Below are 24,839 nucleotides of genomic sequence, written 5' to 3'. Positions count from 1 at the left end.
AGTGAGGCGGTTTCAGGCGGCGATCCGTGCGATCTGCGCCCGCGCGGCGGTGACGGCATTCGCGGCGCCATCGGGGCCACGGTTCACGCCTTCGACACGGATTACATCGACGTCTGTGATTCCGATGAAGGCAAGCACCGACTTCAGGTAGGGCGTGGCATGATCGAGAGCCGCCGCCGGGCCTTCGGAATAGATCCCGCCCGAGGCCAGCACGATGTAAGCCTTCTTGCCTTTGGCCAGCCCCTCGGGGCCGTTCGCGGTGTATCTAAAGGTCTTGCCGACCCGGCCGATATGATCGATCCAGGATTTCAGGTTCGAGGTGATGTTGAAGTTGATAAAGGCGGTGCCGATCACCAGCGTATCCGCCGCCAGAATTTCTGCCACCAGTTCATCCGACAGGCGGATTGCAGCGGCTTCCGCAGCGTTCAGGGCTTCGGCGGGTTTGTGGATTCCGGCCGCGAAGCCGCTATCCATATGCGGCAACGGGTTGGCGGCGAGGTCACGGTGGACCAGGGCACCTACAGGATTGGTTGCCCGTAGCCGCTCGGCAAGCTCGACGGCGATCTGGGTCGAGAAAGAGCCGGGGCGGGGGCTGGCGGTGAGAAGCAGGATGGATGACATGCAGTTCCCTTCGAAAGAATGCGGCAAGTGAGTTGGCGAAGACATAAAGCTTGAGAGTCATCGCGAAAACTGGAATAAGTTCGAACAAACATATCGATAGGATCGATGAGATATGCAGCCCCATCCGACCTTGGATCAATTTCAGGTATTCCTTGCCGTAGCGGAGAAAGGCAGTTTCTCGGCCGCGTCGCGCGCGCTCAATCGCACGCAATCGGTCGTCAGCTATACGATCGCCAATCTCGAGGCGCAGCTCGGAGTGGCGCTCTTCGGCCGTTCCGGGACGAAACGGCCGCAACTTACCGAGGCTGGCAGGTCCGTCCTCGAGGATGCGCGCCGGCTGCTTGGCGATCTCGACTTGATGCGGGCACGCGTGAAGGCGCTGAACGACGGGCTTGAGGGAGAACTGCCCATTGCCATCAGCAGCGCCGTGCCTTCGGACATCGTTGTCGATGTGCTGCGCGCCTTCCGAAGCGTCTATCCGACCGTGTCCTTGAATGTCACGGTCGGCACACTTGGGATCGTGATGGATGCGGTCATCAGCGGGAGGGCGACCGTCGGCTTCGGCGGTTCGATGGCGACGGGCAACAATCAGATCATTTCGGAACGGATCGGCCATTCGGCGATGATACCAGTCGCGGCCCCGGAACATCACCTTGGAATGCTGGGCCGCACAATAAGCCTTGCCGACGTCAGGGACGAGACGCAACTCGTCGTTTATGACGCGTCGGGGCTGACGAAGGGACGGGACTTCAACGTGTTTTCATTGAAGACCTGGCGGGTCAGCGACAACGCGACGAAGCATCTGTTTATCCGAGGGGGATTGGGCTGGGGCGGTCTCCCGGCATCCTTGGTGAGGGATGACCTCGCCAGTGGCCGCCTTGTCCCCCTTGCCTTTCCCGCTTTCGACCAGGGCGAGTATCCGATCTACGCCATTCACAACGTCGCCAATCCGCTGGGGCCTGCTGGCAGGTGGCTTACCTCCGAGGTGCGCGCAAGGCTGTCCTAAGAAATCCTCGGATCGAGTGGTTTCAGTTTCGATGCGTGACGCCAGGCTGCTTGCTTCTTAGCCCACAACAGCAGGTTTCGCCAGTTTGTTAGCGCCAAGAAGCTGCGCTGCAAGAGCCTTGTCCGATGTGCGGAAGGCAGACCTATGGTCGCGCAAAATTTGAAATCGGGCGCGGTACTCGTTGGGCGTGACCCCGATAGTTTTGGCGAAGGCCCGTCGCATGGCTGCGAGATCTCCAAAACCGCATGTCTTGGCGATTGCCTGAAGCGGCCGATCGGTGTCCTCCAGGAGCCGGCGGGCAGCATCGGTCCTCGCAGCGATGATGAAGTCGAGCGGGGTGATCCCGAGTTCATGTCTGAATACGCGACCAAAATTCCGTGTGCTCATGCCTACGCTCTTGGCGATTGCATCGACATGCAGGTCCCTTTCAAGGTTGGCCAGTATGAAGTCTTGCGCTTTTTGGATAAATGTCGTTTCCGACATCTGGCCGGCAAGATGTGCGCTAAACTGAGACTGTCCCCCCGGCCTCTTCACGAACATTACCATATATCTGGCCACGGCTAGGGCGATTTCGCGCCCAAGATCCTCCTCCACAAGTGCGAGAGCAAGGTCGATGCCAGCTGTTACACCGGCGGCAGTGATAAGCTTGCCGTCACGGATGTAAATTGCATCCGGTTCCAACTCTATCTGAGGATATTGCTTGCTGAATCTCCCCGCACATTCCCAGTGGGTCGTCACGCGCTTGCCCTCGAGTAGCCCAGCGGCGGCAAGCAGAAAGACGCCGGTACAAATCGAACCATAGCGCTTGACCGTGGGTACTCGGCGACGAAGCCATGAGATGACACTCGTATCGATGACCTGGAAGGAAGGGTCACCGGCTACCAGCAGGGTATGGATGGGCTCATCCTTGTCGAAGATAGTCCGGTCGGCCAAGAAGCGCAAATGACCGGTTCCGCCGATCGAGGCCTGACCAGTCGACATGATTTGAATATCGTATCGGCTCAAATCCCCGCAGCGGCGAGCGGCCTCCCAAAAGACTTCAGCTGGACCAACAATATCCAAGGACTGAACACCAGGCGGTGCAAGAATGACAACGCGCATCGACATACCCTCGTGGTGAACGGTGGCCTTTGCTTTAGAAGAATGCAAGATACCTGTCAGGTCGATCACCATGTCAAGACGCATGCTGGTCGACCATATAGGCTCAAGCCGCTGACATCAGCCGACCGGTGAACAGGCCGCTGCGTGCTATGTCTCTGGCTGATTTTGCGGCCGCGAGCACCATGACATCGACGAGCGGTTCCACCACGATTACTGCCATGTAAGCAAAACCGAAGCTACCGATGGACAGCAAGTTCTCAACCGTGAAGCCATGACCGTAAAGCGCCCAGAACGCGACCCAGGAAACGATACTACCCTGATAGGCCGCAGATAGCGCCAGCGTCTGCCGATATTTCAAGTCGACATAGGGTGTATTCGGCGCGACGACCTTGCTTGAAATGACTTGCAGCGCAAAGAGCGGCACGAGCAGGGTAGTGACATTCATACCATATTGGGGCAGGTCGAACGGCGCGAAGAAGATTCCCTGGAGCAGCAAGCCTGCCGGAAGCCCCATTGGCGCCGGTGCAACACCGAACAGCAGGAAGAGCGTCGAACCGAGGATCAGATGCACCTCTGACACGCCGACCGGGTAATGCGGAAGGATTTCGAAGAAGGAGAATACGAGGCCCGTAGCAAAGGCGCTTCGTCCGAGAAGCGAGGACAGGCCCCGACGCCGGAACTCGTCGCGCGCAGAGTTGAGGGTGAACAGCGCGGCGCCTGAGGCGGTGGCATAACTCAGGACGATCTTGGCGCCGTCCACGATACCAGGTTCGATATGCATGTGGATGTCTCCGAGAAAGCTGTTACTGGCTGGCTTGATTGCCGAGATCGAAGATCTCCCGCAATTCCGAAGTGGTCAGCAGGTTCGTCTTGACGACGGCGCTCTCAAGCGCCGTCAGAAACTGTTCGTAGTAGTTCCATGATGAATAATCCGAGGGATGATCGTCTTCCCAGGCTCTGATCGAGGCGATCAGTTCATCGCGAAAGTCGTCCCATTCGAAATAGCCCTCCTTGGCGAGCGCAAGAGCAATGCCGAAAGAGGTGCGCTCCCAGTCGGAACCGAAACAAAGGGTGCCGTTTGCCCGAGGTGGACTGTCAGGCTTGCCCATCATCTCTGTGACCGCGAAATGCTCGAATTGCGTAAGCATGATCTATCTCACGCCGCCTTGGCGACGGCGACGCCCATCATGGCTTCAGGTGTGACAAGAGCCTCAAGCTCCGTCTCCGAAAGGCCCTCGGTCCCCGCCGGCCGCTCAGGCACGACGAACCAGCGGATCTGAGCGCTCGAATCCCAGACCTTGACCTCGACGTCCTTCGAGATCGGCAGGCCGAACTCGGCAAGCACTGCACGCGGCTCGCGGGCGGCGCGGCTGCGGAAAGTTGGATCCTTGTACCAATAGGGCGGCAGCCCAAGAACCGGCCAGGGATAGCAGGAGCATAGTGTGCAGATGATCAGATTGTGGAGCCCTGGAGCGTTAGCGACGGCACGCATGTGCTCACCTTCGGCGCCGGCCATACCGTCAGGCAGGTCCAGTTCGGCGATCGCCTTTGGCGTATCCGCGACAAGCCGTTCCTTGAAGGCCGGATCGACCCAGGCGCGGGCGACGATCTTTGCACCGTTGAAGGGGCCCATCTTGGTCTCGAAAAACTCGAGCACCGTATCGACGGTCCGGTCGGTGATGATGCCCTTCTTGATGAGCAAGGCTTCGAGAGCCCGCACCCGCGCGGCACTGTAAACTTCGCGGTCCTCGCGATATTTGAAGCGTTCAGACATTGGTCTCTCCCGATGGTTGATTAGGCAGCCTTGACGGACACCGAAACGTCCGCTGAGGCGACGTAGCGGGCATAGAGGTCGGCATAGAGGCTGAAGTTCGGTTCTGCATTGCCCGGCCACAGATCGTTCGGGTCGAAGCGGACGCAATAGACGGTCATCGCCGGACCAATACCGTCCGGGCCGGTGTCGCAGAGATAAGTGTAAGCGCCGGGATAGACGGTCTCGATGACCCCCGTCTTGTTGCGCAGGAAGCCAGGCAGGCGGGTGTGCTCGACGCTCGGCACGTCCTCGATCCTGACCAGATCCCCGACGGAGAATTCGGCTGTCACGGCTGCGTCGCGCTTCGGACTGTCGCCTTCCACCAGATACTGAACGACACGGTCGTCGATTGCTGCGTCGCCGGCACTTGGTAGGGACTTCGAGGGGTCCCGATAACACTCCTCCGTCAGAGCATCGAGCTCCTCTTTGGTAATGTAGCCATGCTGAATAAAATAGCCCGAAATCCCGCCCAGCCACTTCTCGTAGTAGCGATACTTGAAATAGTCGAAGGGATTAAGGCTTTCGGCCCCCTTGCGCAGATCGGCCCAAGTCCAGATCGTATGGAAGGCCGATGGCGTTTGGGGAAGCGGCAATTGAGCCGATAGAGCCATCATCGCCGTGTGGATCCCGAAAATTCGCGTTTCCCAGGGTTCAACAAAGACCCTTGTTTCGGTACTGACCGGACCCAGTCCTTCCAGTCCGCCGAGATAATGCTGGAGTTTCATGGTGATCTTTTCCTTATTTGAGAAGGCGATGAGTTAGGCTGCCATCGCCTTTGGGCCGGTGAGCAGGCGCGTGCAAAGCTCCGAGACGAACCCGAAGATTCCTCCGAAGAGCATGGCGGCCATCGTCACCAACGTTAGATGGGACAGCCCGGACGTGACGATGGTGGTGTCGGTTGCAGCCGACGTACCGACGAGGCATGCAAAGCCGAACACGACAGCAGGCGTAAAATTCAGGATAGGCACCGCGGAGGCGAGAACCATGACGGACGTTCCAGCACCGACGAGGATGGCTGCGAACAGGGGATGGGCGGGGCCAAACTCAACGATCAGCAGGGTGATGGAGGCAATTGCGATGCCCGTCCAGTTAGAGGCGACCGATTTGATCAGTCCTGCTTGACCGCCTCCACAGACGAAGAAGGATGCCCAGGCAATAAAGGTGACCCAGACGGGCACCGGGAACAGGGTTGCCGTGATGTAAGTGTCGAGCGCACCAAGAACACCGAGACTGATCATCGCAGCGACAAGAGGTAGCATGAGGCGTCTCCTTGTTGTGGTGACGGACTTCTCAGGTGGCCACGGCCAGGCCGCAAAGAGCACAACTTTCGAGGCCGCGGCGAAGCTCGGCCTCATCGAGGTTTCGGCCGATGAAGACGATCTCGCTCAGGCGGGGATCGCCCATCCATGGCTTGCCCGGACGGCCCTCAAGCGTCATATGGACGCCGTGGAACACATAGCGGCGCGGTTCGCCGGCGAAGTTCACCACCCCCTTCATCCGTAGGACGTCGGCACCCCTGGCCTGTACGAGGCGGTGCAGCCAGCTATTGAAGGCTGCCGGGTCCAGAGGTTCTGCACGCCACAACGCGACGCAGGAAATGGACTGGTCATGTTCATGCTCATGGTCTTCCAGGATGGCCGGGTCGATCGACAGAATGTTCTTGAGGTCAAAGGCGCCGAGATCGAGAACCGTGCTCATCGGAACAGCGCAGTCTTTGGTGTGAACGAGCCGAGCCAGCGGGTTGAGCTGCCGGACACGTCTCTCCGCCACGGCCAGCTCATCGACGGACACCAGATCGGTTTTGTTGAGCAGGATGAGATCGGCAAAGCTGATCTGCTCGACGGCTTCAGCCTGATCGAGCTGCTGCTCGACGTGACGGGCATCGACTACGGTGACGATCGCGTCCAGTTGAACATGGCTCGACAAGACCTCGTCCAGGACGAAAGACTGGATGACAGGCGCGGGATCGGCAAGACCCGACGTTTCGATGACGATGCGATCGACGACGCGATCTGACGCCAGAAGATCGCGAAGTGCGCCGATCAGGTCGTCGCGCACCGTGCAGCAAATGCAGCCGTTGTTCAGTTCGACGATGTTCTCTTTTGTTTCGATGACGAGCTTACCGTCGATCCCGACTTCGCCGAACTCATTGATAATGACTGCGATGCGTTCGTCATTGAGTTCCGTCAGAAGACGGTTGAGCAGCGTTGTTTTGCCGGCCCCTAGAAAGCCGGTCAGAATGGTCGCTTTGAGTTTCTTCATGATCGTCTCCAAGCTGAAGGCAACACACGACGAGCCAGATCCTGACGGATCTGGAAAAATGGGTTCGCCGCGTTGCGGGGCAAGATGATTACAATACGGAGCCGTACGGCTTACAACGGCCACATCAGTGCAGTTTCAGCCAAATCACCTGCAGAACGCGCCAAAATATGAACACAATATAGGCAAGCTCAAATCTTAGGCATATGCTGGCGAATTGGCATCTTCATCGATCACCACAGAGGCCGCGGCATGTTTTACGTCTCGGGGCCTGATGCGTTCAAGGAGCCTGGGGAAGGTGCCCGGGCTCCTCAGGTCCGCGTCGCAGAATGGCGCAGTCTCCGTGGCTCAAGTGCTCAGATCGCGACCGCGTGTCTCGGGCAGGAGAAGCGCACCGATCACGGCGGTCAGTCCGGCAAATGCTACGGTATACCAAAGCCCACCGAAGATGTTGCCGGTTGCGATCACCATGGCCGTCGCGACGAAGGGCGCGAACCCTCCGATCCATCCATTCCCGAGCTGCAAGGCAACGGAAACACCGCTGTAGCGTATGCGGACTGGAAAGAGCTCGACAAGAAGCGCTCCGAGGGGTCCATAGACCATCGTGGCCAGGAACACCAGGCAGAACAGAATGCCAATCACCAGAGGCCCGTTCGGTTTGACGGGTGCTTTGGGATCGGGCATTCCGCTTGCGGTCAGAGCCGCGAGCAGCTCAGCTTCGTTGTATGGCTTCGCCTCGCCACCGTTTAGTTGAACACGCAGGGGTTCCGCGTCGGTCTTGACCGCGTACGGAACTGCCCGGGCAGTCAGAAGCGCCTTCACCTTCTGGCATTCAGTGGTCGCCTGCGGGCTGAACAACTGCCCAACGAACGATTGGTCGTGGTCGCAGTCGTTTCCAACGAGCGTGACCGAAGTCTTTGCACGGAACTCGGCAAGGACAGGGTTGCCGTAGGTCCCCAGCGCCTGGAACAACGGCATGATCAGCAACGCCGACAGTGCGCAACCAGTCACGACGATCCCTTTGCGTCCGATCCGGTCGGAAAGCCAGCCGAAGAACAGGAAGAAGGGCGTACCGAGCGTCAGCGCGATCAGGAGGTAGAAGTTGGCCTGATCATGCGTCATCTTCAGTGTCGTCGTCATGAAATAGAGACTGTAAAAGTGGCCCGTGTACCAAATGACAGCCTGACCCGCGACGACACCAAAGATCGCGACCAGAATCAGACGCAAATTGCGGGAATCGCCGAGCGTCTCGGCGATCGGGTTCTTCGAGCCCTTACCCTGTGCCTTCATCTCTTGGAACACAGGCGATTCATGCAGCTTCAGCCGGATATAGAGGGAAAGAACCAGAAGAATGATCGAACCGACAAAGGGCAGGCGCCAACCCCAGCTTGCGAAGGCCTCCGGCGACATCGAGCTGCGGCACAGGACGATCACGATGAGCGATAGGAAGAGACCCAGCGTCGCTGTGATCTGGATCCAACTGGTCGTCAAACCCCGGTGATCGTGATCGGAGTGCTCGGCAACATAGGTAACGGCACCGCCGAACTCACCACCCACAGCTAGTCCTTGGAGGAGGCGCAATGCCACGAGCAACGCAGGAGCTGCCCAGCCGATCGTTTCGTAGGTCGGTAAAAGGCCGATGGCAGCCGTTGCAAGGCCCATGACCAGCATGGTCACAAGGAAGGTCTTCTTCCGGCCGACAAGGTCGCCCAGCCGTCCAAAGACAACGGCACCGAAGGGTCGAAGGACAAAACCGGCACCAAAAGTCGCAAGTGCCGCAAGAAGTGCCGCGGTCTCGTTGCCCTTCGGGAAGAACAGCGTGCTGAAGAATGCGGCCAGCGACCCGTAGATGAAGAAGTCGTACCACTCGAATACAGTCCCGAGCGCTGCAGCGAAGACCGTACGTTTTGTGTTGCGGTCGAGGCCTTCGGTACGCGCAATGGTTCCGGATGAAATTTCATGAACAGACATGTCGTACCCTCCCTAGATCGCGTGTTGCGAAAGGCCTTGGCCCCTCGCCTGAGAAACAGGATCCGCGCAAGCAAGCAGGAATGCCGCTAGCGTTTCATTGAATTTGTGAGGCTGCTCAAGCATCGGGAAGTGCCCTGCATCCGCGACCACCTCCAATTTGCTGTCGGGGATGCCTTCAGCCAGTACCACCGACTCCGCCGGCGGCGTGATGATATCCTCGTTTCCGACGACCACCAGGGTCGGGACCTTGATGTCACCAAGTCGCGCACGACTATCGGATGCATTCAAAGACGCGATCGCTTCGCGCGCCACGAAATCGGGGGTCTGCGCGACCTCCTGCCTGGCAAAGTCCAGGAGTTCCTGGCTGGCCGCACTGCCGAAAGATCGATCGATGACGTTCTGGCTGGCCTGGACAACGCCGAGATCGTCGACCGCCTTCAGAACGTTATCGACATTGACGTCCTCACCGAGCCCGTGCGGTGTCGCTCCGACGAGCACCAGGGCCTGCACGCGCTCCGGATGCGCCAGCGTGAAGCTTTGCGCGATCGTTCCTCCCATGGATAGGCCGACGAGGACTGCCTGTTGAATGTCAAGTCTGCGGAAGACTTCCAGCACGTCGTTTGCGAAGGCTTCGATCGTATAGCTGCGGCCGGAAGGCCTTGGCGACACGCCATGTCCTGGCAGGTTGATGCGGATGACTTTGTGGCTGGACGAGAAGGCCTCGACCTGCTCGCGCCAGAATTCGGCGGTCGTCGTAAATCCGTGCACGAAGACGAGCGGTTCGCCTGCGCCTGACACCCGGACGATCATATGGCCAACCTCTATTGTTTCTGTATGCATGATATCTGCTCCCCTTTTCGGTTTTTGCGTTAAGGACCATCGCAAACCATGGGCCAGATCTCCGCACGCAAGCGCTGCGGCACGTAATGTTATGAAACAGCAACGGTTTATAGGAGGCCCCTGAAGCGCTCGACAGTTTCGAGAGCGGCCTGTCTCTCGACAGACGTCTCGAATCTGCTACATGTTGTGTCTCGTATCTGAGACAAAACGCCGTATGATGCGATCTGACGATGACCCAGGAACAATCAGGCAGATTGAGATGACGCTTCCGGAATGGCTTGCAGGCTCCTCAGAAGAAGCTGGATTTCTCCGGCTTGTCCTCGACCATGTTTCCGACTGCCTTGTTGCTGTCGATACGGAAGGAACGATCGTCCTGATCAACGAACCGTATTGCCGCCTGCTTGGCGGTGAGGCCGAGGAATTTCTCGGGCGGCATATAACCGACGTGGTTGGGCCGCAGACTAAACTTCATTTCGTAGCGCGCGGTATCGGCACCCATGTCGGCTATCCGCTCGAAGTGCGTGGCCACAAGCTGGTGACGAAACAGGTCCCGGTGCACAAGGATGGAAGGATCATTGGCGCGGTGGGTCTGGCGCTGTTCTCCGACTATGACGCCTTGAAGAAGACCTATAGCCGGATTTCCAAAGCGGAACTCGCCATCCCCTCGAAACCGAGAGCCTGGCAGTCGAAATTCGGCCTCGACGACATCATCGGGACCGGCCCGGTGATGGAAGCGCATCGTGATACCCTCAAACTGGCGGCCGCCTATGATCTGCCTGTCCTGATCTGCGGTGAGACAGGCGCTGGCAAGGAATTGGCCGCTCAGGCAATCCATTCCTTGTCGGAGCGCAGTGCCGGGCCCTTCGTGTGGGTCAACTGCGCATCTATTCCAAGCGAACTTATCGAAGCCGAGCTTTTCGGCTATGAGGGCGGTGCTTTCACGGGCGCTCGCAGCCAGGGCAAGCCCGGAAAGTTCGAGCTGGCGGGAGGCGGCGTGCTCTTCCTTGACGAGATCGGCGACATGCCGCTTGCCCTGCAGGGCAGTCTGCTGCGCGTGCTCCAGACCGGCGAGATCGTCCGCGTCGGTGGCACCAACCCGATTGGCATTGAGCTGCGCATCATCTGCGCGACCAACAAGGCACTCGTCGAACTGGTGCGAGCGGGGCGTTTTCGAGAAGACCTCTATCATCGGCTGAGCGTGCTGCCGATCGAGGTACCGGCCCTGAGAGAAAGAGACAATCTGGCTCGATTTGCTGAACAACTCCTTGGGCGCATCGCCAGCCGGCTCTCAATGCCGGCACCAGCGCTGACGCCCGAGGATCGCGAGCTGCTTGTCGCTCATAGGTGGCCAGGCAACGTTCGGGAGTTGGAAAACGCCCTGACGCGGATGATTGTGACGGGAAAACTGTCCATTCCGTCGCTGGATGATACCCACCTACCACCCTCTGCGAAGGTGGGGAGTGACTTGAAGAGCCGCGTGCAGTCCGAAACCCATGCCGTCCTGCGCAACGCCCTCCAGCAGGCGGGAGGTAACAAGCGGCGTGCAGCCGAGATGCTTGGCATTAGCCGGGCCCAACTCTATCGGCTATTGAAAGAGCGAAGCTCCGCGTAGGAAACAGCATTTGTGCCGCGCAAGAGGTTAAGCCGCTGACCAGCTATTTTGCGCCCGAGATCTGGTCGGCAACACTCTATGCAAAGTCGAGAGCCACAAGAAGATCTTCAACGAGATCCTCGGCGTCCTCGAGGCCGACCGAGCATCGTATGAAGTCCTCGCCAAGGCTGGCGCAGAATTCACTCCCGGCAAGCGACAGATGACGGGCATGCGTGAGACGGGCCGAGCCGCAAATGAAGCTGCCGATTTCTGCAAGATTCCCGCCCGACTTGATCAGCCTCAATCTCCTCGTCATTGCCGTGGCGCCTTCTGCGCCCTTGTGCAGTCCAAAGGCAAGCATCCCAGACCCGCCCGACATCTGACGGCGCGCAATTTCATGATCTGGATGGGAATCAAGGAAGGGATATCTCACCCAGGCCACGTATGGATGGGCCTCCAGCGTCAGAGCAAGCGCGTGTGCGGCATTGCAATGCTGATCCATTCTGAGCGCCAAAGTATTCAGGCCGCGCAGGATCAGGAACGAGGCTTGCGGTGAAATAGCCGTTTCGTGACGATGGCGAAAGGCTTCTTCCCGCAATTGTCGAATAACCGCAGCCTTCCCAAGCAGCGCCCCGCCAACCGTGTCACCGTGGCCGTTTATGTATTTCGACAGCGAGTGGAGAACGATGTCGGCCCCGTGCTCAAGCGGGCGTTGAAGGGCCGGCGTTGCAAATGTGCTGTCGACCGCCACCATCAGACCGTGCGCGTGCGCGCGTTCGGCGATCGCCGCAATATCCAATATATTGTTCAGGGGGTTAGTAGGGGTATCAAGGTAGACAATCCTCGCCCGAGCCGTGATCAAACGGCCGATGACTTCTGGATCCGAAAGATCCACCGGCATCAGCCTTGCACCGACCGCCGAAACGATCTCCCGGATCAGGTGAGCTGTGTCGGTACAGACCGGCCTGTGAATGATCATTTCGTCTCCGGCGGCGAGAAATGATCGGACAAGAGTGCGAAAGGCGGCCAAGCCCGACGAGAGGACAAGGCCTGCCTCCGCTCCTTCGAGGCGAGCAAGTTTGTTTTCAAGCTGCCAGGTCGGGGACAAATCTCCGTCCGCACCGCTCGGCCGCGGGGTGCGGCCACAATTTGACGATTGCCGCGCGCTATGGACGACACCGGCCGGAGTTGACGGGAATGGCTCATGGATTGTTCGGGTTGAAAAACCGAAATGGTTGAAGTCTGCCTCGACTCCTCTTGCATCCGGCCTGCCCTGTGTTGGCTTACTGTTCATCGGCACACCGATCGACGATCGCTAGAGACCCGTTCGCACCCGCGGCCGCTGCAGTTCCGCGACCGCCATGACAAAACGCAGTTCATCTTTTCCGCAATTCATGTAGGCGTGCTTGTCCTCGGTCCGCGCCAGAACGGACGAGCCCGCCTGCACCAAGTGCTCGCTATCTCCAAGCTTCAGCGTGAGCTCACCCGTTTCGACGTTAAGGAGCTCGAGTGTGCCGGGCGAATGGCCGGGAGATTCAAAAATCTCGCCTGGGAAAAGCGTCCAGCGCCACAGCTCGATCTCGTCCGGCCCGTTGGTTCCCACCAGAAGTGTGGCGCTTCCGCCCTTCGGACCGTGCCACAGGGTCGATGCGTCTTGCGGTGGGACGATGCGAACAGGAACACTCGACGCGACGCCAACGAAATCTGCAACCGACACGCCCAAGGCGGTGGCGGCCCGGCAGAGCGTGGCGATGCTGGGATTGGCGCTTCCCTTCTCAATCTCGACAAGCATGCCCTTGCTCACACCGGACTTGCGGGACAGTTCATCGAGCGTCAGGCCGCTCTGGCGCCTGAAGGTTTTCAGGTTCTGCGAGACGGTGGCGCTGACGCGCTCGACATCAGCGACCGCTTCGGTCGATATATTGACTTTCTTTTCCATGGTCGGTATTATAGACTAAATTGGTCAATAGGAGCTAGAGGGTATGTTGGATTTTCCGCTCGTCGACAGGTCTGTCGCAGAAATAGCGCCGGATTTTCGTGCTATCAGCATCTTGGTTGATGCCAGCGATCCAACCCGCGGGCCAATGGCGCGCGACGTCCTTGGGGAAACCTGTGACTTCGTCCGCGCCGGTGGACCACAATGGGGCGACGCGCATCTTGCCAGTTGGGCAGACGTCTATAGCCGTTTCGGGGCCAAGCCCAACCGGACGCCATGCTCTGCACAGGCGCTGAAGAAGCGGGTTGAAAAGGACGGTCGCCTACCCTCCATCAATCCGTTGGTCGACCTCTATAATGCCGTCAGCCTGCGTTTTGCTGTGCCCGTCGGCGGCGAGAATTTTGATGCCTATGTCGGCAAGCCGCGGCTGTCGATTGCCGACGGCACGGAAGCCTTTGACACGGTCGCGAATGGCGAGGCGATCATCGAGCATCCGTCCGTTGGTGAGGTGATCTGGCGCGACGATATCGGCGTGACATGCCGCCGGTGGAATTGGCGGCAGGGAACGCGCACGCGGCTGGATTCCATCGGTGGTCGGATGTGGTTCATCCTGGAGAGCCTCGAAACGATGCCGGAGGAGGCGCTTGAGGAGGCGGCCAACATGCTGGTGAATGGTCTTCGGCAACTGGCGCCGGGGTGCGAAGTATATAGGCAAAACCTTCTGGCGGCGTAGGTAGCGCCCGCAGAGCAAGTGACGAAAGTCAGTATATTGACTGCTTACCCCAGACTGTGGGCAAGCGCCAGCTAACAAGTGGCGTCATTCGCTGACAGATCGGACAATTTTTCGTCGCGGCGACGCGGCGGCGGCGAAGCTTTGCCCGGAGGAGCGGGCGTTCACCGTATCGCAAAGGAGGAACAATGCGCACTGAGAAACACGCGCCCGCTCTGGTCGTGAGTGATGTTCACAAGAGCTACGGAGCCCACAAGGTCCTGAAGGGCATTTCCCTGTCGGCCGAGAAGGGCGATGTCGTCTCGATTATTGGATCGTCAGGTTCGGGCAAGAGCACCTTCCTGCGCTGCATCAACTTCCTTGAGATTCCGGATTGTGGTTCCTTCCGCATCAATGGCGAAGAAGTCGCGTTCCGAAGCGGGCGCGGCGGAAAATCGCAACCCGCGAACTGGCGCCAGATCGAAAGGCTGAGAACCGGCCTGGGCATGGTCTTCCAGAGTTTCAACCTGTGGCAGCACATGACCATCCTTGAGAACGTCATCGAAGCGCCGGTACATGTGCTCGGGGTCGAGCGGGTCGTAGCCATCGAGAAGGCCGAAGCACTACTGGCCAAGGTCGGTCTTTACGACAAAAAGGACGCCTACCCGGCCTTCCTGTCAGGCGGACAACAGCAACGCGCGTCCATCGCTCGCGCACTCTGCGTTGATCCCGCCGTCATGCTGTTTGATGAGCCGACATCGGCTCTTGATCCCGAGCTTGTCGGGGAGGTGCTGAAGGTCATCCGCGGCCTCGCCGAGGAGGGCCGCACCATGATCATGGTCACCCACGAGATGAAGTTCGCTCGCGATGTCTCGACACGCGTCATGTTTCTGCACCAGGGCCAGGTTGAGGAGGAAGGTTCCCCCGCACAGGTCTTCGGCGCGCCCACGAGCGCTCGCTGCAAAGAATTCGTTGCAGCCGGTTCGCACTAACCACTCAATCTTTTCAACAGCAAAAAGGGGAATGCAAATGAAGCATCTGGGAAAAGCTCTGGCTATCGGCATGTTCATGATGGCGGCAAATGCGCATGCCGACATCCGCTTTGGCATCGTCAACGAGGCTTATCCGCCTTACACGACCAAGGACGCCTCCGGCAAGGCGATCGGCTGGGAGATCGACCTGATGGACGCCGTCTGTGAGGAGCTGAAGGAGAAGTGCACGATCGTCGACGTTGCCTGGGATGGCCTCATCCCGGCGCTGGAAAGCAAGAAGATCGACGTGATCTGGTCCTCCATGTCGATCACCGACGAGCGCAAGAAGCGGATTGATTTTACCGAAAAGTACTATTCGGCGCTGGCGGGGATGATCGGCCCGAAGGACGGCGCCATGGGGGTCACGGCCAAGGAGCTGAAGGACAAGACGGTGGGCATTGCCGTCTCGACCACCCAATCCGCCTATTTCAAGAAACACTTTGCCGACGTCGCGAGCGAGAAGAGCTATGCGACGGTCGATGAGTCCTTCCAGGACCTTGCCTCCGGACGCATCGACTACGTCTTTGCCGACACCGGCCCGCTCAAGGAGTTCCTGAAGACCGACCTCGGAGAGGAGTGCTGCGAGTACAAGGGCAATGTCGAGCCGGACGACACCATCCTCGGAGCGGGAGTCGGCGGTGGTGTGCGTAAGGGCGACGACGCGTTGCGCGAAAGACTGAACGCTGCCATCAAGGCCGTCAGGGACAGCGGCAAGTATGCCGAATTCAGCAAGAAGTACTTCGACTACGACCCCTATTGAGAGCGAAGCGGCTGCAGATCGCCACACAGCTGTGTGGCGATCCCCTGCCCTGACTGGAAGGCTTCCCATGAACCCCACACATTCAGCGCTGGATCTTCTGTCCATCGCTCCTCCCGGCTGGGGAGGCGTGCTCCTTGCGGGTGCCCTGGCCACTGTCCTGATCTCGTCCGGAGCATATCTGGTCGGGATGCTAATCGGACTGTTCGGCGCGCTCGGAAAACTGAGTGGGTTTCGGCCGCTCCAATTCCTGCTCAATGCCTATACCACGATCATTCGTGCCGTACCCGAGCTGATACTCATCGTTGCCCTCTATTACGCTGGAACTGACGGCCTGAACCGTATCCTCGCCTGGGCGGGACTGGGACCTATCGAAATCAACGGTCTTGTCGCGGCTGTTGCGGTCCTTGGCTTTGTGCAAGGTGCCTACATGACCGAGGTGCTGCGCGGCGCAATCCTTGCAATCCCTGTCGGGCAACTGGAAGCCGCCAAGGCTTTCGGAATGCGTCCGGCGTTGCGATTCCGCAGGATCGTTCTGCCGGGTCTCATCCCGAACGCGCTGCCGGGCTTTGCCAATCTATGGATGTCGGTCATCAAGGACAGCGCATTGATCGCCGTCGTCGGCTACCAGGAACTGGCGCTTGCCGCGCGCGTCGCAGCAAGCAACACCAAGGAATACATGGTGTTCTTTCTGGCTGCTGCGGTGCTCTACCTCGTAATCACCATAGTCTCGAACATGCTCTTCGCTACGCTGGAAGCCTACTTCCGTCGCGGACAAAGACCGGTTGTGTAAGGGAGCCAGACATGGATTTCAGCTGGATTTTCCCCTACCGCGATCTCATCCTGCAGGGTGCTTTCCTCACCTGCCTGCTGCTCGTGATCTCGGTGACCTGCGGCTTTGGCCTGGCGATCTTCCTTGCGATCGCCCAGGTGGGCAAGAACCCCGTCGCACGCTGGCTTGCGAAGGGGTACTGCACGTTCTTCCGCGGCACACCGCTTCTGATTCAGCTCTGGCTCATTTACTACGGCCTGGGCACGTATCTGCCTTACGTACCGGGACTGAGGACAAGTTTCCTGTGGCCGATATTGCGAGAAGGCCTGTTCTTCGCCGCCCTTGCGCTGACGCTGAATTTTGCAGCCTATCAAGGTGAGATCCTCAGAGGCGCCATGTTGGCGGTTCCGAAGGGTGAATTGGAGGCTGCTCGCGCCGTTGGCATGTCGCCTGCCATGATCCTGCGCCGGATCTGGCTTCCCCGTGCAATCCGCATCGGCTTGCCGACCTTCGCCGGAGAAGTGGTCCTTCAGCTCAAGGCCACGCCGATCGTGTTTTCGGTGACGGTCATGGACCTCTATGGCGCCGCCTACAAGATCCGCCAGGACACGCTGCTCGTCTATGAACCGCTGCTCCTCGTCACCCTCTTCTATGTCGGTCTGACCTTTCTCATCACCCAGGCCTTCCAGAAGCTCGAAAACGCTGTGCCGACTCGCCGCTAGCGCGGCCCTCAAACCCAGAAAAATCAGAGGCCCACGACATGTCCAGACCAGACAAACACGAGCTTTCAACGCTCTCCTTCAACACGCTTTCGGTGCATGGTGGCAACGAGATCGACAAGACCTCCGGCGCGATCCGCACACCGATCGTCATGGCCAATTCCTATCTTCTGCCCTACGACCCCTCGACTATGGACTGGTCGGACACGGAGGCGCCTTCCTATACACGCAATTCCGGTCATAACCAGATCTGCCTGCAGCGCAAGCTGGCGGCCATGGAAGGTGGAGAGGACGCAGCCGTCTTCGCAACCGGTGTCGCTGCCCTCCACGCCGTGTTCTTCACCTTTCTGAAAAGCGGCGATCATGTGATCGTCGGCGATGTCACGTATGAAGCCGTCTGGCGGCTCTTCGCCGAGCTCTTGCCTCAGCGCTACAAGATTGAGGCAACCTTCGTCGACATGGGCGACATGGAGGCAGTCAGAGCCGCTGTTCGGCCTAACACGAAGCTGATCCATACGGAAACGATCGCCAATCCGACCACAAAGGTCGCCGATATCGCGACACTGGTCTCCATAGCCAGGCAGGCTGGCGCGCTTCTGTCGGTCGACTCCACCTTTACGCCTCCCCCCTTTTTCCGGCCGCTGGCGCTCGGCGCCGATCTCGTCATCCACTCCCTGACCAAGTACATCAATGGCCATGGTGATGCGATGGGCGGTGTGGTGGTCGGTTCCAAGGAGCTCATCCATCATGTCAAGGCGGACGCCCTTGTCGATCTCGGCGGAACGATCTCCCCCTTCAATGCCTGGCTGATCACCCGCGGCTCAGTCACGCTTCCATTGCGCCTCAAGCAGCAGTTCGCGACCGCACAGGTCGTTGCGGATAACCTTGCGCGGGACGAGCGGGTTGCCTACGTCACTTATCCCGGGCTCGAAAGCCACGACCAGCACCAACTCGCACAGGCTCAATTTGCAGGCAAGGGTTATGGCGGCGTCATGGCCTTCGCGGTCGAGGGGGACCCGGACGCCCAGAACCGTTTCGTTTCCAATCTGAAGGTGATCACCTCAGCGGTCTCGCTCGGCCACGACGAAACCCTGATCGTGCACGTCGGGGGGAGCGGCCGCGGAGGCGCCGAACGCTATCCGCTGAATTTCCAGAAATATGGACATCTGCGTCTTTCCATCGGCTTGGAGGATCCCGAGGACCTCATCGCCGATATCAAAAACGCTCTCGACGAGACCTTCGGCCAGTCCTGAAGACGCGAATTCAGACGCCCCGGTGCAGCGGGAAGCCCTCTCCTTGGGATCTTCTCGCTGTATCAGCGACGTTCTCAAGGAAGACACACTATGCATTGGATTATTCTGCTCATCGCCGGGCTGCTCGAAGTGGTCTGGGCCTTCTATATGAAAAAGTCCGAAGGCTTCACACTGCTTGTTCCGTCGGCAATCACGGTCGCCGCAATGATCGCAAGTGGTGTGCTGCTTTCATTCTCGATGCGCGTTCTTCCGCTTGGCACGGCCTACACTGTCTGGACTGGCATTGGAGCCATCGGGTCGTTCCTGCTTGGCGTCCTGGTCTTGAACGAGCCAGCTGCCCCAATGCGCATTCTCGCCGGCGCCATGATACTCTCCGGTCTTCTGATGATGAAGCTGTCGAACGCCGGATGAAAGAAGGTTTGCGACGGTCGATCGCGCGCTCCGGTGTCAGCGATTTTGCGCGCCAAGCCCAGACAAGAACACACTTCGCCAACCATCAAACGCAGACTGGACTCGAGCCATGATAGACTACCAGGCAGTCAAGGCCGTCGTTTCTGTCATCAGGTTGGGCAGCTTCGACAGAGCTGCGCGCGAACTGAAGGTTACGCAATCAGCTGTGTCGCAGCGGGTCAAGCAGTTGGAGCAACGTCTCGGCGTCGCGTTGATCGTCAGAGGAAGCCCGTGTTCCGCCACCACGGCGGGTGCTCAGCTCGTCCACCATTTCGAGCGCGTCGAACTGCTCGAGCGCCAATTGGCCTCCAGAATGCCCGGTCTCATCGGTCCTGGCTCACTGCCTGAACGCATGACCATCAGGATTGCCGCCAATCCGGAATGGCTCGGGAGCTGGATCCTGGATGCTGTCTCCAACTTCGTACGATCCGCACCGTTTCTCGTCGACCTGGTTCTGAATGAGACCATCCCGACGCTAGAAAGGCTGCGAGCCGGCGAGGTTGTCGCTGCGGTCACCTTAGGCGAGGAACGGCTTGAGGATCACGACAGCTGTTCGTTGGGCAGCCTGCGCCTGGTAGCCGTGGCAACACCGGGCTTTAGCAGCCGCCATTTCCCACAAGGCGCAAGCCCCGAGGCGATGGCCAAAGCGCCTGGTCTGGCCATGGGGTCGACGGACCCCTTTCCGAAGCGATGGGTCAAAGTTGCGCTCGGCGATGGTGTCGAGTCTCCGGTGCATCGGCTACCCTCGCGCGCAAGCATCTTCGATGCAGCCCTCGCAGGCATTGGATGGGGCGTTGTCCCGGCTCACCTTGCGGCGGCCCATCTCAAGTCCGGCACTCTGACAGAATTGATCAAAGGGACAGGCGTCGACTTGCCGGTGCAATGGCAGGTTCATCGCGTAGCGGTCCAACCGCTGGAGGGGCTGACTGCGGCCATCATCCGCCTTGCGCAGCAAAGCCTCAAACTGGACGGAATTTCATAGATGTCAGTGTTGTTGCAGGACCTCCAGCAGCTCGCCGGATTGCTCGCAAGAGAAGCAATGAGCGCAAGCATCGTCACGCAGGCACTTTGGGCGAAATGCCTCCTCCTTTGGCCGATTTGCGCCGTTCCCACTGAGCGGTCTGCCTCCCATTCTCGGCAAGCAGAGAACATCATTGGTGTCATTGGAGGATTGTCATGACCGTCTACAACATTGCCCTCATCGGCTTTGGCGGCGTAAACCGCGCTTTGGCCGAGCTTATCGCAACAAGGAACACGCTGTGGGAGCGGGAGCTCGGGTTCCGTCTGAACATTGTCGCTGTGAGCGATCTTTATCTGGGCTCCGTGATCTCACCAAACGGGCTCGACGCGAAGACGCTGATTGACGCCAAGTTCACCAAAGGGGGGTTCGGCCAACTCTCAGGCGGCAGTGCGGAAGCGGACAACGAAACGATCATCAGGACCGCGCCGGCAGACATTGTCGTAGAGGCAACGTTCACCAACCCAACGGACGGCGAGCCCGCAGTCTCCCATTGCCGTTGGGCGCTTGCAAGCGGCAAGCATGTGGTCACGACAAACAAGGGCCCGGTGGCACTCGCCGCGTTGGAGCTGAAAGCTCTCGCTGAGGCAAATGGCGTCCGGTTTGAGTACGAGGGTTCCGTGATGAGCGGAACGCCGGTGATCCGAATGGCCGCGAAGACGCTCGCGGGCGCTGAGGTCGATGGTTTCGAGGGAATCCTGAACGGCACTTCCAACTTCGTTCTGGGACGCATGGAAAGTGGCCTGGATTTCGATACCGCCGTCCGGCAAGCACAGGAGCTCGGCTACGCGGAAGCCGACCCCACGGCGGATGTGGAAGGCTTCGACGTCCGCCTCAAGGTCGTCATCCTTGCCAATGAGCTGCTTGGTGCGCAGCTCAAGCCGGATGACGTCACCTGCAAAGGCATTTCGCAGCTTTCGCCTTCTGACATCGGGGATGCAGCCAAGACCAACAGCCGCTGGAAACTCATTGGTTCCGCCTCCCGGGGGGCAGACGGCCGCGTCGTCGGAAGCGTCATGCCGAAGCAACTGCCGTTGGAGCATCCTCTCGCCGCCGTCAACGGTCCAACCAATGCAGTTTCGTTCAACACGAAGCTGCTCGGTTCTGTGACGGTTACCGGACCAGGTGCGGGGCGAATTGAGACCGCCTATGCTCTTCTGTCCGACATCGTGGCAATTCACACCCAAAGCACCTCCGCCATTGCAAAGGAGGCCGCATGATGCACGGCCTCGCCCTGAACGCACCCTTTTCAAGCGACGAGATCGTCGTGCGCAACCCTTTCGACGGATCGGTCGTCGGAACCGTTCCAAGCAGCGATGCTTCTTGCGTGAGCAGCCTTATTGAACGCGCGCACCGCGGAGCGCAGGCCGCCAAAGCTTTGCCGCGCCACAAGCGAGCTGCAATCCTCGAAAAGGCAGCCGCCTGCATTGAGGCGGCGCATGAAGAATTCGCGCTTCTGATCGTCAACGAGGCCGGCAAAACGATAACGCAAGCCCGCAAAGAGGCGACCCGATGCGTCAACACGCTAAAACTCTCGGCCGATGAGGCCAAACGCAATGCCGGCGAAGTCATTCCGTTCGAGTCCTATGCTGGGTCCGAAGCCCGGCAGGGCTGGTACACGCGAGAGCCGCTCGGGATCATTACGGCAATCACCCCTTATAATGATCCGCTGAACCTGGTCGCCCATAAACTTGGGCCGGCGATTGCCGGTGGAAACGCCGTGCTCCTGAAGCCGTCTGAGCTTGCTCCCCTGTCGGCGCTCAAACTGGTCGACGTTCTGGTGCAAAGCGGCCTTCCGGAAGAGATCGTTACGGTTGTCATTGGTGGCGCGGATCTTGGCAAGGCACTCGTCGTGGCAAGAGACGTGCGAATGATTTCGTTCACGGGCGGGTTTGCCACGGGGGAGGCAATCGCCAAGGCTGCAGGCATCAAGAAGCTGGCGATGGATCTGGGAGGCAATGCACCAGTCATCGTCATGGAGGACTGCAATTTTGTCGCTGCGGTCGACGGCTGCGTGTCTGGAGCCTACTGGGCGGCCGGTCAGAACTGCATTGGCACCCAGAGGATCCTGATCCAGCGCTCCATTTATGAGCGGTTCAAGTCGGAGTTCGTTGCAGCCACAAAAATGCTCAAGACCGGAAACCCACTTGAGCCTGACACTGATGTCGGCCCGATGATTTCGGAACGTGCCGTTCAACGCGCAGCGGCGATGGTCGACCGCGCCATTGCTTCTGGCGCCGACCTTCTTTGCGGCCACAGCCCGGCGGGCACCCTTTACCCGCCGACGGTCTTGGAAAATGTTCCCTTCGGTTGCGACCTATGGAGCGAAGAGGTGTTCGCCCCGATCGTAATCCTCGAACCCTTCGATGCGCTCTGGGATGCCATCCGCCTTGCGAATGCGCCAGACTACAGTCTGCACGCCGGTATATTCACTAATGACCTCGAGGGAGCCCTCGAGGCGGCCAGCGGGATTGATGCCGGAGGGATCATGATCAACGACTCTTCCGACTACCGGTTCGACGCTATGCCGTTCGGCGGCTTCAAGTATGGCAGCATGGGCCGCGAAGGGGTGCGCTTTGCTTTTGAAGACATGACCCAACCAAAGGTCGTCTGCATCAACAGGCTGAAACGGCAATAGATCACCAGCCAACAAGCCCATCAGCAACATCAGGAGTACCATTTTGTTCAAAGGTTCCATCACCGCACTTGTTACACCCTTTGCTGATGGGCGTGTCGATGAAGGCGCGCTGCGCGCCCTTATCGACTGGCAGATCGAGGAGGGATCATCCGGGCTGGTCCCATGTGGAACGACAGGCGAAAGTCCGACACTCACGCATGCCGAGCACAAACAAGTTGTCGAGATTACGGTCAAAACGGTCGGCGGCCGCATCCCGGTCATTGCAGGGGCAGGCTCGAACAGCACGGCGGAGGCAATCGACTTCGTTCGCCATGCACAGGAAGCCGGCGCCGATGGATTGCTGGTCGTCTCGCCCTATTATAACAAGCCGACGCAGGAGGGCATCTATCAGCATTTCAAAGCCATAGATGCCGAGGCCGAGATCCCGATCATCGTCTACAATATTCCGGGTCGCAGTGTGATCGACATTCAGGTCGAGACGCTGGCGCGCATTTTTAGCGACTGCAAAAATGTGAGCGGCGTCAAGGACGCCACCGGCAATCTCCTGCGACCTTCACTGGAGCGCATGGCCTGCGGCAAGGACTTCAACCTGCTGACCGGGGAAGACGGCACAGCCCTCGGCTACATGGCCCATGGCGGGCACGGGTGCATTTCTGTGACCGCCAACATTGCACCGCGCCTGTGCGCTGAATTCCAGCGCGCCTGCCTTGGAGGCGACTTCGCCTCGGCTTTGGAGATCCAGGATCGTCTGATGCCATTGCACCGGGCGCTCTTCCTGGAAACAAACCCCGCTGGACCAAAATATGCCCTGGAGCGGCTGGGACGCATCCGTGGAGACCTGCGATTGCCTCTTGTTCCCGTAAGCAGCTCGGTTCGCGAACAGATCGACCGGGCGATGCTCCACGCTGGCATTTTGAGTTGAGGTCACCGATGAAGATCGATCGCATAGAAACTGACCTCATCGGGCCTCTCTCCATTCCTGCGGGTAAGCTGTTTGGCGTGCATACTCAGCGCGCGGAGGAGAATTTCAACGTCACAGGCTTCCGCCTGAGAGACTTTCCCGAGCTAATCCAGTCGATGGCGATGGTGAAGCAGGCTGCGGCGCTGACCAATATGGAGCTTGGACTGCTGTCTTCTGAAAAAGCTCATGCGATCGCAGAGGCGTGCGACGATCTCATCGAACTAAGAGCGATTGATGACAATTTCCCAGTAGACATGATGCAGGGCGGAGCGGGCACCTCGACCAACATGAACGTCAACGAGGTTGTGGCCAATCTTGCTCTTCTCAAGCTGGGCGCCAGCGTCGGAGACTATTCCACGCTTCACCCGAACGACGACGTCAACCTCTCGCAGTCGACTAACGATGTCTACCCGACAGCGATCCGGTTGACCCTGTTGCGCACCTGCGACGCGCTCATCGCCGCGCAGGTCAATCTTCGGGACACATTCCGTCGGAAAGGTGCTGAATTCGCGGATGTCATAAAGGTTGGACGCACTCAGCTCCAGGACGCCGTGCCCATGACTGTCGGCCAGGAGTTCGAAGCCTTTGCGGAGCTGATCGACGAGGACATCATCCAGGTGCAGTCTGCCAAGAAAATTCTTCAGGAGGTCAATCTCGGCGGTTCTGCAATCGGGACCTCGATCAATGTGCCGCCGGCCTTTCCGAGCGTTGCGTGCAGGAAGCTCTCCGAGATCTCCGGTCTGCCGCTCATGACAGCTCGTAACCTGGTGGAAGCGACGTCGGATACAGGCGGGTTTGTCGCCTTCTCAGGCATTCTCAAACGGATTGCCGTCAAGATGACGAAGATCTGCAACGATCTGCGGCTCTTGAGCAGTGGCCCAATCGGGGGATTGGGTGAGATTCGGCTGCCGGCGATGCAGGCTGGCTCCTCAATCATGCCCGGCAAGGTCAATCCGGTCATCCCGGAAATGATGAATCAGATCGGATTTCAGGTGATCGGCAATGATCTGACGGTGACGCTTGCCGCAAGCGCCGGACAACTGCAACTCAATGCGATGGAGCCGGTCATTGTCCTGAACATCCTGCTGTCAATACGCATGCTGACCAGAGGGATGGAAATCTTCGCCAACCGATGTGTGGCGGGGATCGAGGTCGATAAGGATCGTTGCAGGGCGTTGTTGGACCAGTCTCTCGTTCTGGCCACCCCGCTAGCAAAGCTGATTGGCTACTCCAAGGCGGCTTTGCTGTCGAAGAGAGCACTATCTGAAAAGAAAAGTCTGCGCTCCATCGTCGAGGACGACGGATGCCTGACCAAACGGCAGATCGAGGAAATCTTCAGCGACTACGCGGCGTTTGCGAACGTCCCGCAGCGCACGTCCGCTTGAGGGGAAGC

The 24,839-nt window shown here is 59.1% G+C and carries 26 protein-coding genes; 14 read left to right on the top strand and 12 right to left on the bottom strand.

Annotated elements, in window-relative coordinates:
• Window positions 1–12: 12 nt before the first annotated feature.
• The gene (locus tag BHMPCIPO_RS32050; RefSeq protein WP_173520801.1) at window positions 13–621 is read right to left on the bottom strand and encodes an FMN-dependent NADH-azoreductase; all 609 of its coding nucleotides are present in this window, start codon (window positions 619–621) and stop codon (window positions 13–15) included.
• A gap of 112 nt (window positions 622–733) precedes the next feature.
• Between BHMPCIPO_RS32050 and BHMPCIPO_RS32045 the strand changes: the two genes are divergently transcribed.
• The gene (locus BHMPCIPO_RS32045; RefSeq protein WP_173520800.1) at window positions 734–1,627 is read left to right on the top strand and encodes a LysR family transcriptional regulator; all 894 of its coding nucleotides are present in this window, start codon (window positions 734–736) and stop codon (window positions 1,625–1,627) included.
• A gap of 57 nt (window positions 1,628–1,684) precedes the next feature.
• On the opposite strand, the gene BHMPCIPO_RS32040 is transcribed toward BHMPCIPO_RS32045, so the two are convergent.
• From BHMPCIPO_RS32040 to BHMPCIPO_RS32000, 9 genes are all read right to left on the bottom strand, one after another.
• Window positions 1,685–2,728, bottom strand: coding sequence for a GlxA family transcriptional regulator (locus tag BHMPCIPO_RS32040; RefSeq protein ID WP_173520849.1), 1,044 nt, complete (start codon window positions 2,726–2,728; stop codon window positions 1,685–1,687).
• A gap of 103 nt (window positions 2,729–2,831) precedes the next feature.
• The gene (locus BHMPCIPO_RS32035; RefSeq protein ID WP_173520799.1) at window positions 2,832–3,509 is read right to left on the bottom strand and encodes an energy-coupling factor ABC transporter permease; all 678 of its coding nucleotides are present in this window, start codon (window positions 3,507–3,509) and stop codon (window positions 2,832–2,834) included.
• 22 nt (window positions 3,510–3,531) lie between these two features.
• Entirely contained in the window at window positions 3,532–3,876 is a 345-nt protein-coding gene (locus tag BHMPCIPO_RS32030) for a nitrile hydratase accessory protein (protein WP_173520798.1), read from the bottom strand.
• An 8-nt stretch (window positions 3,877–3,884) separates the two neighbouring features.
• Window positions 3,885–4,502, bottom strand: coding sequence for a nitrile hydratase subunit alpha (nthA, locus tag BHMPCIPO_RS32025; protein ID WP_173520797.1), 618 nt, complete (start codon window positions 4,500–4,502; stop codon window positions 3,885–3,887).
• Between the two features lie 20 nt (window positions 4,503–4,522).
• Window positions 4,523–5,266 carry a nitrile hydratase subunit beta gene (gene nthB, locus BHMPCIPO_RS32020; RefSeq protein ID WP_173520796.1) on the bottom strand — a complete coding sequence of 248 codons (744 nt, stop codon included), beginning with the start codon at window positions 5,264–5,266 and terminating at the stop codon, window positions 4,523–4,525.
• A gap of 33 nt (window positions 5,267–5,299) precedes the next feature.
• Window positions 5,300–5,800 carry a DUF1097 domain-containing protein gene (locus tag BHMPCIPO_RS32015; protein WP_173520795.1) on the bottom strand — a complete coding sequence of 167 codons (501 nt, stop codon included), beginning with the start codon at window positions 5,798–5,800 and terminating at the stop codon, window positions 5,300–5,302.
• 31 nt (window positions 5,801–5,831) lie between these two features.
• Complete coding sequence (locus tag BHMPCIPO_RS32010) at window positions 5,832–6,803, bottom strand: CobW family GTP-binding protein (protein ID WP_173520794.1); 972 nt, start codon at window positions 6,801–6,803, stop codon at window positions 5,832–5,834.
• Between the two features lie 345 nt (window positions 6,804–7,148).
• Window positions 7,149–8,771, bottom strand: a complete 1,623-nt coding sequence (locus BHMPCIPO_RS32005) for an MFS transporter (protein ID WP_173520793.1) — start codon at window positions 8,769–8,771, stop codon at window positions 7,149–7,151.
• Window positions 8,772–8,783: 12 nt separating this feature from the next.
• Window positions 8,784–9,611 carry an alpha/beta fold hydrolase gene (locus BHMPCIPO_RS32000; RefSeq protein WP_173520792.1) on the bottom strand — a complete coding sequence of 276 codons (828 nt, stop codon included), beginning with the start codon at window positions 9,609–9,611 and terminating at the stop codon, window positions 8,784–8,786.
• Window positions 9,612–9,870: 259 nt separating this feature from the next.
• Between BHMPCIPO_RS32000 and BHMPCIPO_RS31995 the strand changes: the two genes are divergently transcribed.
• Window positions 9,871–11,223, top strand: coding sequence for a sigma-54 interaction domain-containing protein (locus tag BHMPCIPO_RS31995; RefSeq protein WP_173520791.1), 1,353 nt, complete (start codon window positions 9,871–9,873; stop codon window positions 11,221–11,223).
• Window positions 11,224–11,299: 76 nt separating this feature from the next.
• Here BHMPCIPO_RS31995 and BHMPCIPO_RS31990 read toward each other — a convergent pair whose 3' ends face one another.
• Window positions 11,300–12,496, bottom strand: a complete 1,197-nt coding sequence (locus BHMPCIPO_RS31990) for a trans-sulfuration enzyme family protein (protein WP_173520790.1) — start codon at window positions 12,494–12,496, stop codon at window positions 11,300–11,302.
• 21 nt (window positions 12,497–12,517) lie between these two features.
• Window positions 12,518–13,141 carry a helix-turn-helix domain-containing protein gene (locus tag BHMPCIPO_RS31985; protein WP_173520789.1) on the bottom strand — a complete coding sequence of 208 codons (624 nt, stop codon included), beginning with the start codon at window positions 13,139–13,141 and terminating at the stop codon, window positions 12,518–12,520.
• Between the two features lie 43 nt (window positions 13,142–13,184).
• Here BHMPCIPO_RS31985 and BHMPCIPO_RS31980 point away from each other — a divergent pair, with 43 nt between their 5' ends.
• The 12 genes from BHMPCIPO_RS31980 (at window position 13,185) to BHMPCIPO_RS31925 (ending at window position 24,831) form a co-directional block, all read left to right on the top strand.
• The gene (locus BHMPCIPO_RS31980) at window positions 13,185–13,871 is read left to right on the top strand and encodes a B3/B4 domain-containing protein (protein WP_173520788.1); all 687 of its coding nucleotides are present in this window, start codon (window positions 13,185–13,187) and stop codon (window positions 13,869–13,871) included.
• A gap of 185 nt (window positions 13,872–14,056) precedes the next feature.
• The gene (locus BHMPCIPO_RS31975) at window positions 14,057–14,839 is read left to right on the top strand and encodes an ABC transporter ATP-binding protein (protein ID WP_066868702.1); all 783 of its coding nucleotides are present in this window, start codon (window positions 14,057–14,059) and stop codon (window positions 14,837–14,839) included.
• 37 nt (window positions 14,840–14,876) lie between these two features.
• Complete coding sequence (locus BHMPCIPO_RS31970) at window positions 14,877–15,638, top strand: transporter substrate-binding domain-containing protein (protein ID WP_173520787.1); 762 nt, start codon at window positions 14,877–14,879, stop codon at window positions 15,636–15,638.
• A gap of 67 nt (window positions 15,639–15,705) precedes the next feature.
• Window positions 15,706–16,428, top strand: a complete 723-nt coding sequence (locus tag BHMPCIPO_RS31965) for an ABC transporter permease (RefSeq protein ID WP_173520786.1) — start codon at window positions 15,706–15,708, stop codon at window positions 16,426–16,428.
• A gap of 11 nt (window positions 16,429–16,439) precedes the next feature.
• The gene (locus BHMPCIPO_RS31960; protein WP_173520785.1) at window positions 16,440–17,129 is read left to right on the top strand and encodes an ABC transporter permease; all 690 of its coding nucleotides are present in this window, start codon (window positions 16,440–16,442) and stop codon (window positions 17,127–17,129) included.
• Between the two features lie 38 nt (window positions 17,130–17,167).
• Window positions 17,168–18,379, top strand: a complete 1,212-nt coding sequence (locus BHMPCIPO_RS31955) for a trans-sulfuration enzyme family protein (RefSeq protein ID WP_022557279.1) — start codon at window positions 17,168–17,170, stop codon at window positions 18,377–18,379.
• Between the two features lie 90 nt (window positions 18,380–18,469).
• Window positions 18,470–18,790, top strand: a complete 321-nt coding sequence (locus BHMPCIPO_RS31950; protein ID WP_022557280.1) for a DMT family transporter — start codon at window positions 18,470–18,472, stop codon at window positions 18,788–18,790.
• A 109-nt stretch (window positions 18,791–18,899) separates the two neighbouring features.
• The gene (locus BHMPCIPO_RS31945; protein ID WP_173520784.1) at window positions 18,900–19,811 is read left to right on the top strand and encodes an ArgP/LysG family DNA-binding transcriptional regulator; all 912 of its coding nucleotides are present in this window, start codon (window positions 18,900–18,902) and stop codon (window positions 19,809–19,811) included.
• A 194-nt stretch (window positions 19,812–20,005) separates the two neighbouring features.
• On the top strand, window positions 20,006–21,067 hold the full coding sequence (locus BHMPCIPO_RS31940; RefSeq protein WP_173520783.1) for a homoserine dehydrogenase: 1,062 nt from the start codon (window positions 20,006–20,008) through the stop codon (window positions 21,065–21,067).
• Window positions 21,064–22,485: an aldehyde dehydrogenase family protein gene (locus BHMPCIPO_RS31935; protein WP_173520782.1), complete on the top strand. Its 1,422-nt coding sequence runs from the start codon at window positions 21,064–21,066 to the stop codon at window positions 22,483–22,485. The genes BHMPCIPO_RS31940 and BHMPCIPO_RS31935 overlap by 4 nt, the downstream gene beginning before the upstream one ends.
• 43 nt (window positions 22,486–22,528) lie before the next feature.
• Window positions 22,529–23,407: a 4-hydroxy-tetrahydrodipicolinate synthase gene (gene dapA / locus BHMPCIPO_RS31930; protein ID WP_173520781.1), complete on the top strand. Its 879-nt coding sequence runs from the start codon at window positions 22,529–22,531 to the stop codon at window positions 23,405–23,407.
• An 8-nt stretch (window positions 23,408–23,415) separates the two neighbouring features.
• Complete coding sequence (locus BHMPCIPO_RS31925; RefSeq protein ID WP_173520780.1) at window positions 23,416–24,831, top strand: aspartate ammonia-lyase; 1,416 nt, start codon at window positions 23,416–23,418, stop codon at window positions 24,829–24,831.
• Window positions 24,832–24,839 lie beyond the last annotated feature (8 nt).

The sequence above is a fragment of the Ensifer sesbaniae genome (assembly GCF_013283665.1).
GTDB lineage: Bacteria > Pseudomonadota > Alphaproteobacteria > Rhizobiales > Rhizobiaceae > Ensifer > Ensifer sesbaniae.
This window is presented reverse-complemented; position numbering and strand designations above follow the sequence as displayed.

What these genes read in the sequence shown, in the direction of transcription:
- BHMPCIPO_RS32050 (WP_173520801.1), bottom strand. Translation starts at nt 621, where the DNA reads ATGTCATCCATCCTGCTTCTCACCGCCAGCCCCCGCCCCGGCTCTTTC.
- BHMPCIPO_RS32045 (WP_173520800.1), top strand. Translation starts at nt 734, where the DNA reads ATGCAGCCCCATCCGACCTTGGATCAATTTCAGGTATTCCTTGCCGTA.
- BHMPCIPO_RS32040 (WP_173520849.1), bottom strand. Translation starts at nt 2,728, where the DNA reads ATGCGCGTTGTCATTCTTGCACCGCCTGGTGTTCAGTCCTTGGATATT.
- BHMPCIPO_RS32035 (WP_173520799.1), bottom strand. Translation starts at nt 3,509, where the DNA reads ATGCATATCGAACCTGGTATCGTGGACGGCGCCAAGATCGTCCTGAGT.
- BHMPCIPO_RS32030 (WP_173520798.1), bottom strand. Translation starts at nt 3,876, where the DNA reads ATGCTTACGCAATTCGAGCATTTCGCGGTCACAGAGATGATGGGCAAG.
- nthA (WP_173520797.1), bottom strand. Translation starts at nt 4,502, where the DNA reads ATGTCTGAACGCTTCAAATATCGCGAGGACCGCGAAGTTTACAGTGCC.
- nthB (WP_173520796.1), bottom strand. Translation starts at nt 5,266, where the DNA reads ATGAAACTCCAGCATTATCTCGGCGGACTGGAAGGACTGGGTCCGGTC.
- BHMPCIPO_RS32015 (WP_173520795.1), bottom strand. Translation starts at nt 5,800, where the DNA reads ATGCTACCTCTTGTCGCTGCGATGATCAGTCTCGGTGTTCTTGGTGCG.
- BHMPCIPO_RS32010 (WP_173520794.1), bottom strand. Translation starts at nt 6,803, where the DNA reads ATGAAGAAACTCAAAGCGACCATTCTGACCGGCTTTCTAGGGGCCGGC.
- BHMPCIPO_RS32005 (WP_173520793.1), bottom strand. Translation starts at nt 8,771, where the DNA reads ATGTCTGTTCATGAAATTTCATCCGGAACCATTGCGCGTACCGAAGGC.
- BHMPCIPO_RS32000 (WP_173520792.1), bottom strand. Translation starts at nt 9,611, where the DNA reads ATGCATACAGAAACAATAGAGGTTGGCCATATGATCGTCCGGGTGTCA.
- BHMPCIPO_RS31995 (WP_173520791.1), top strand. Translation starts at nt 9,871, where the DNA reads ATGACGCTTCCGGAATGGCTTGCAGGCTCCTCAGAAGAAGCTGGATTT.
- BHMPCIPO_RS31990 (WP_173520790.1), bottom strand. Translation starts at nt 12,496, where the DNA reads ATGAACAGTAAGCCAACACAGGGCAGGCCGGATGCAAGAGGAGTCGAG.
- BHMPCIPO_RS31985 (WP_173520789.1), bottom strand. Translation starts at nt 13,141, where the DNA reads ATGGAAAAGAAAGTCAATATATCGACCGAAGCGGTCGCTGATGTCGAG.
- BHMPCIPO_RS31980 (WP_173520788.1), top strand. Translation starts at nt 13,185, where the DNA reads ATGTTGGATTTTCCGCTCGTCGACAGGTCTGTCGCAGAAATAGCGCCG.
- BHMPCIPO_RS31975 (WP_066868702.1), top strand. Translation starts at nt 14,057, where the DNA reads ATGCGCACTGAGAAACACGCGCCCGCTCTGGTCGTGAGTGATGTTCAC.
- BHMPCIPO_RS31970 (WP_173520787.1), top strand. Translation starts at nt 14,877, where the DNA reads ATGAAGCATCTGGGAAAAGCTCTGGCTATCGGCATGTTCATGATGGCG.
- BHMPCIPO_RS31965 (WP_173520786.1), top strand. Translation starts at nt 15,706, where the DNA reads ATGAACCCCACACATTCAGCGCTGGATCTTCTGTCCATCGCTCCTCCC.
- BHMPCIPO_RS31960 (WP_173520785.1), top strand. Translation starts at nt 16,440, where the DNA reads ATGGATTTCAGCTGGATTTTCCCCTACCGCGATCTCATCCTGCAGGGT.
- BHMPCIPO_RS31955 (WP_022557279.1), top strand. Translation starts at nt 17,168, where the DNA reads ATGTCCAGACCAGACAAACACGAGCTTTCAACGCTCTCCTTCAACACG.
- BHMPCIPO_RS31950 (WP_022557280.1), top strand. Translation starts at nt 18,470, where the DNA reads ATGCATTGGATTATTCTGCTCATCGCCGGGCTGCTCGAAGTGGTCTGG.
- BHMPCIPO_RS31945 (WP_173520784.1), top strand. Translation starts at nt 18,900, where the DNA reads ATGATAGACTACCAGGCAGTCAAGGCCGTCGTTTCTGTCATCAGGTTG.
- BHMPCIPO_RS31940 (WP_173520783.1), top strand. Translation starts at nt 20,006, where the DNA reads ATGACCGTCTACAACATTGCCCTCATCGGCTTTGGCGGCGTAAACCGC.
- BHMPCIPO_RS31935 (WP_173520782.1), top strand. Translation starts at nt 21,064, where the DNA reads ATGATGCACGGCCTCGCCCTGAACGCACCCTTTTCAAGCGACGAGATC.
- BHMPCIPO_RS31925 (WP_173520780.1), top strand. Translation starts at nt 23,416, where the DNA reads ATGAAGATCGATCGCATAGAAACTGACCTCATCGGGCCTCTCTCCATT.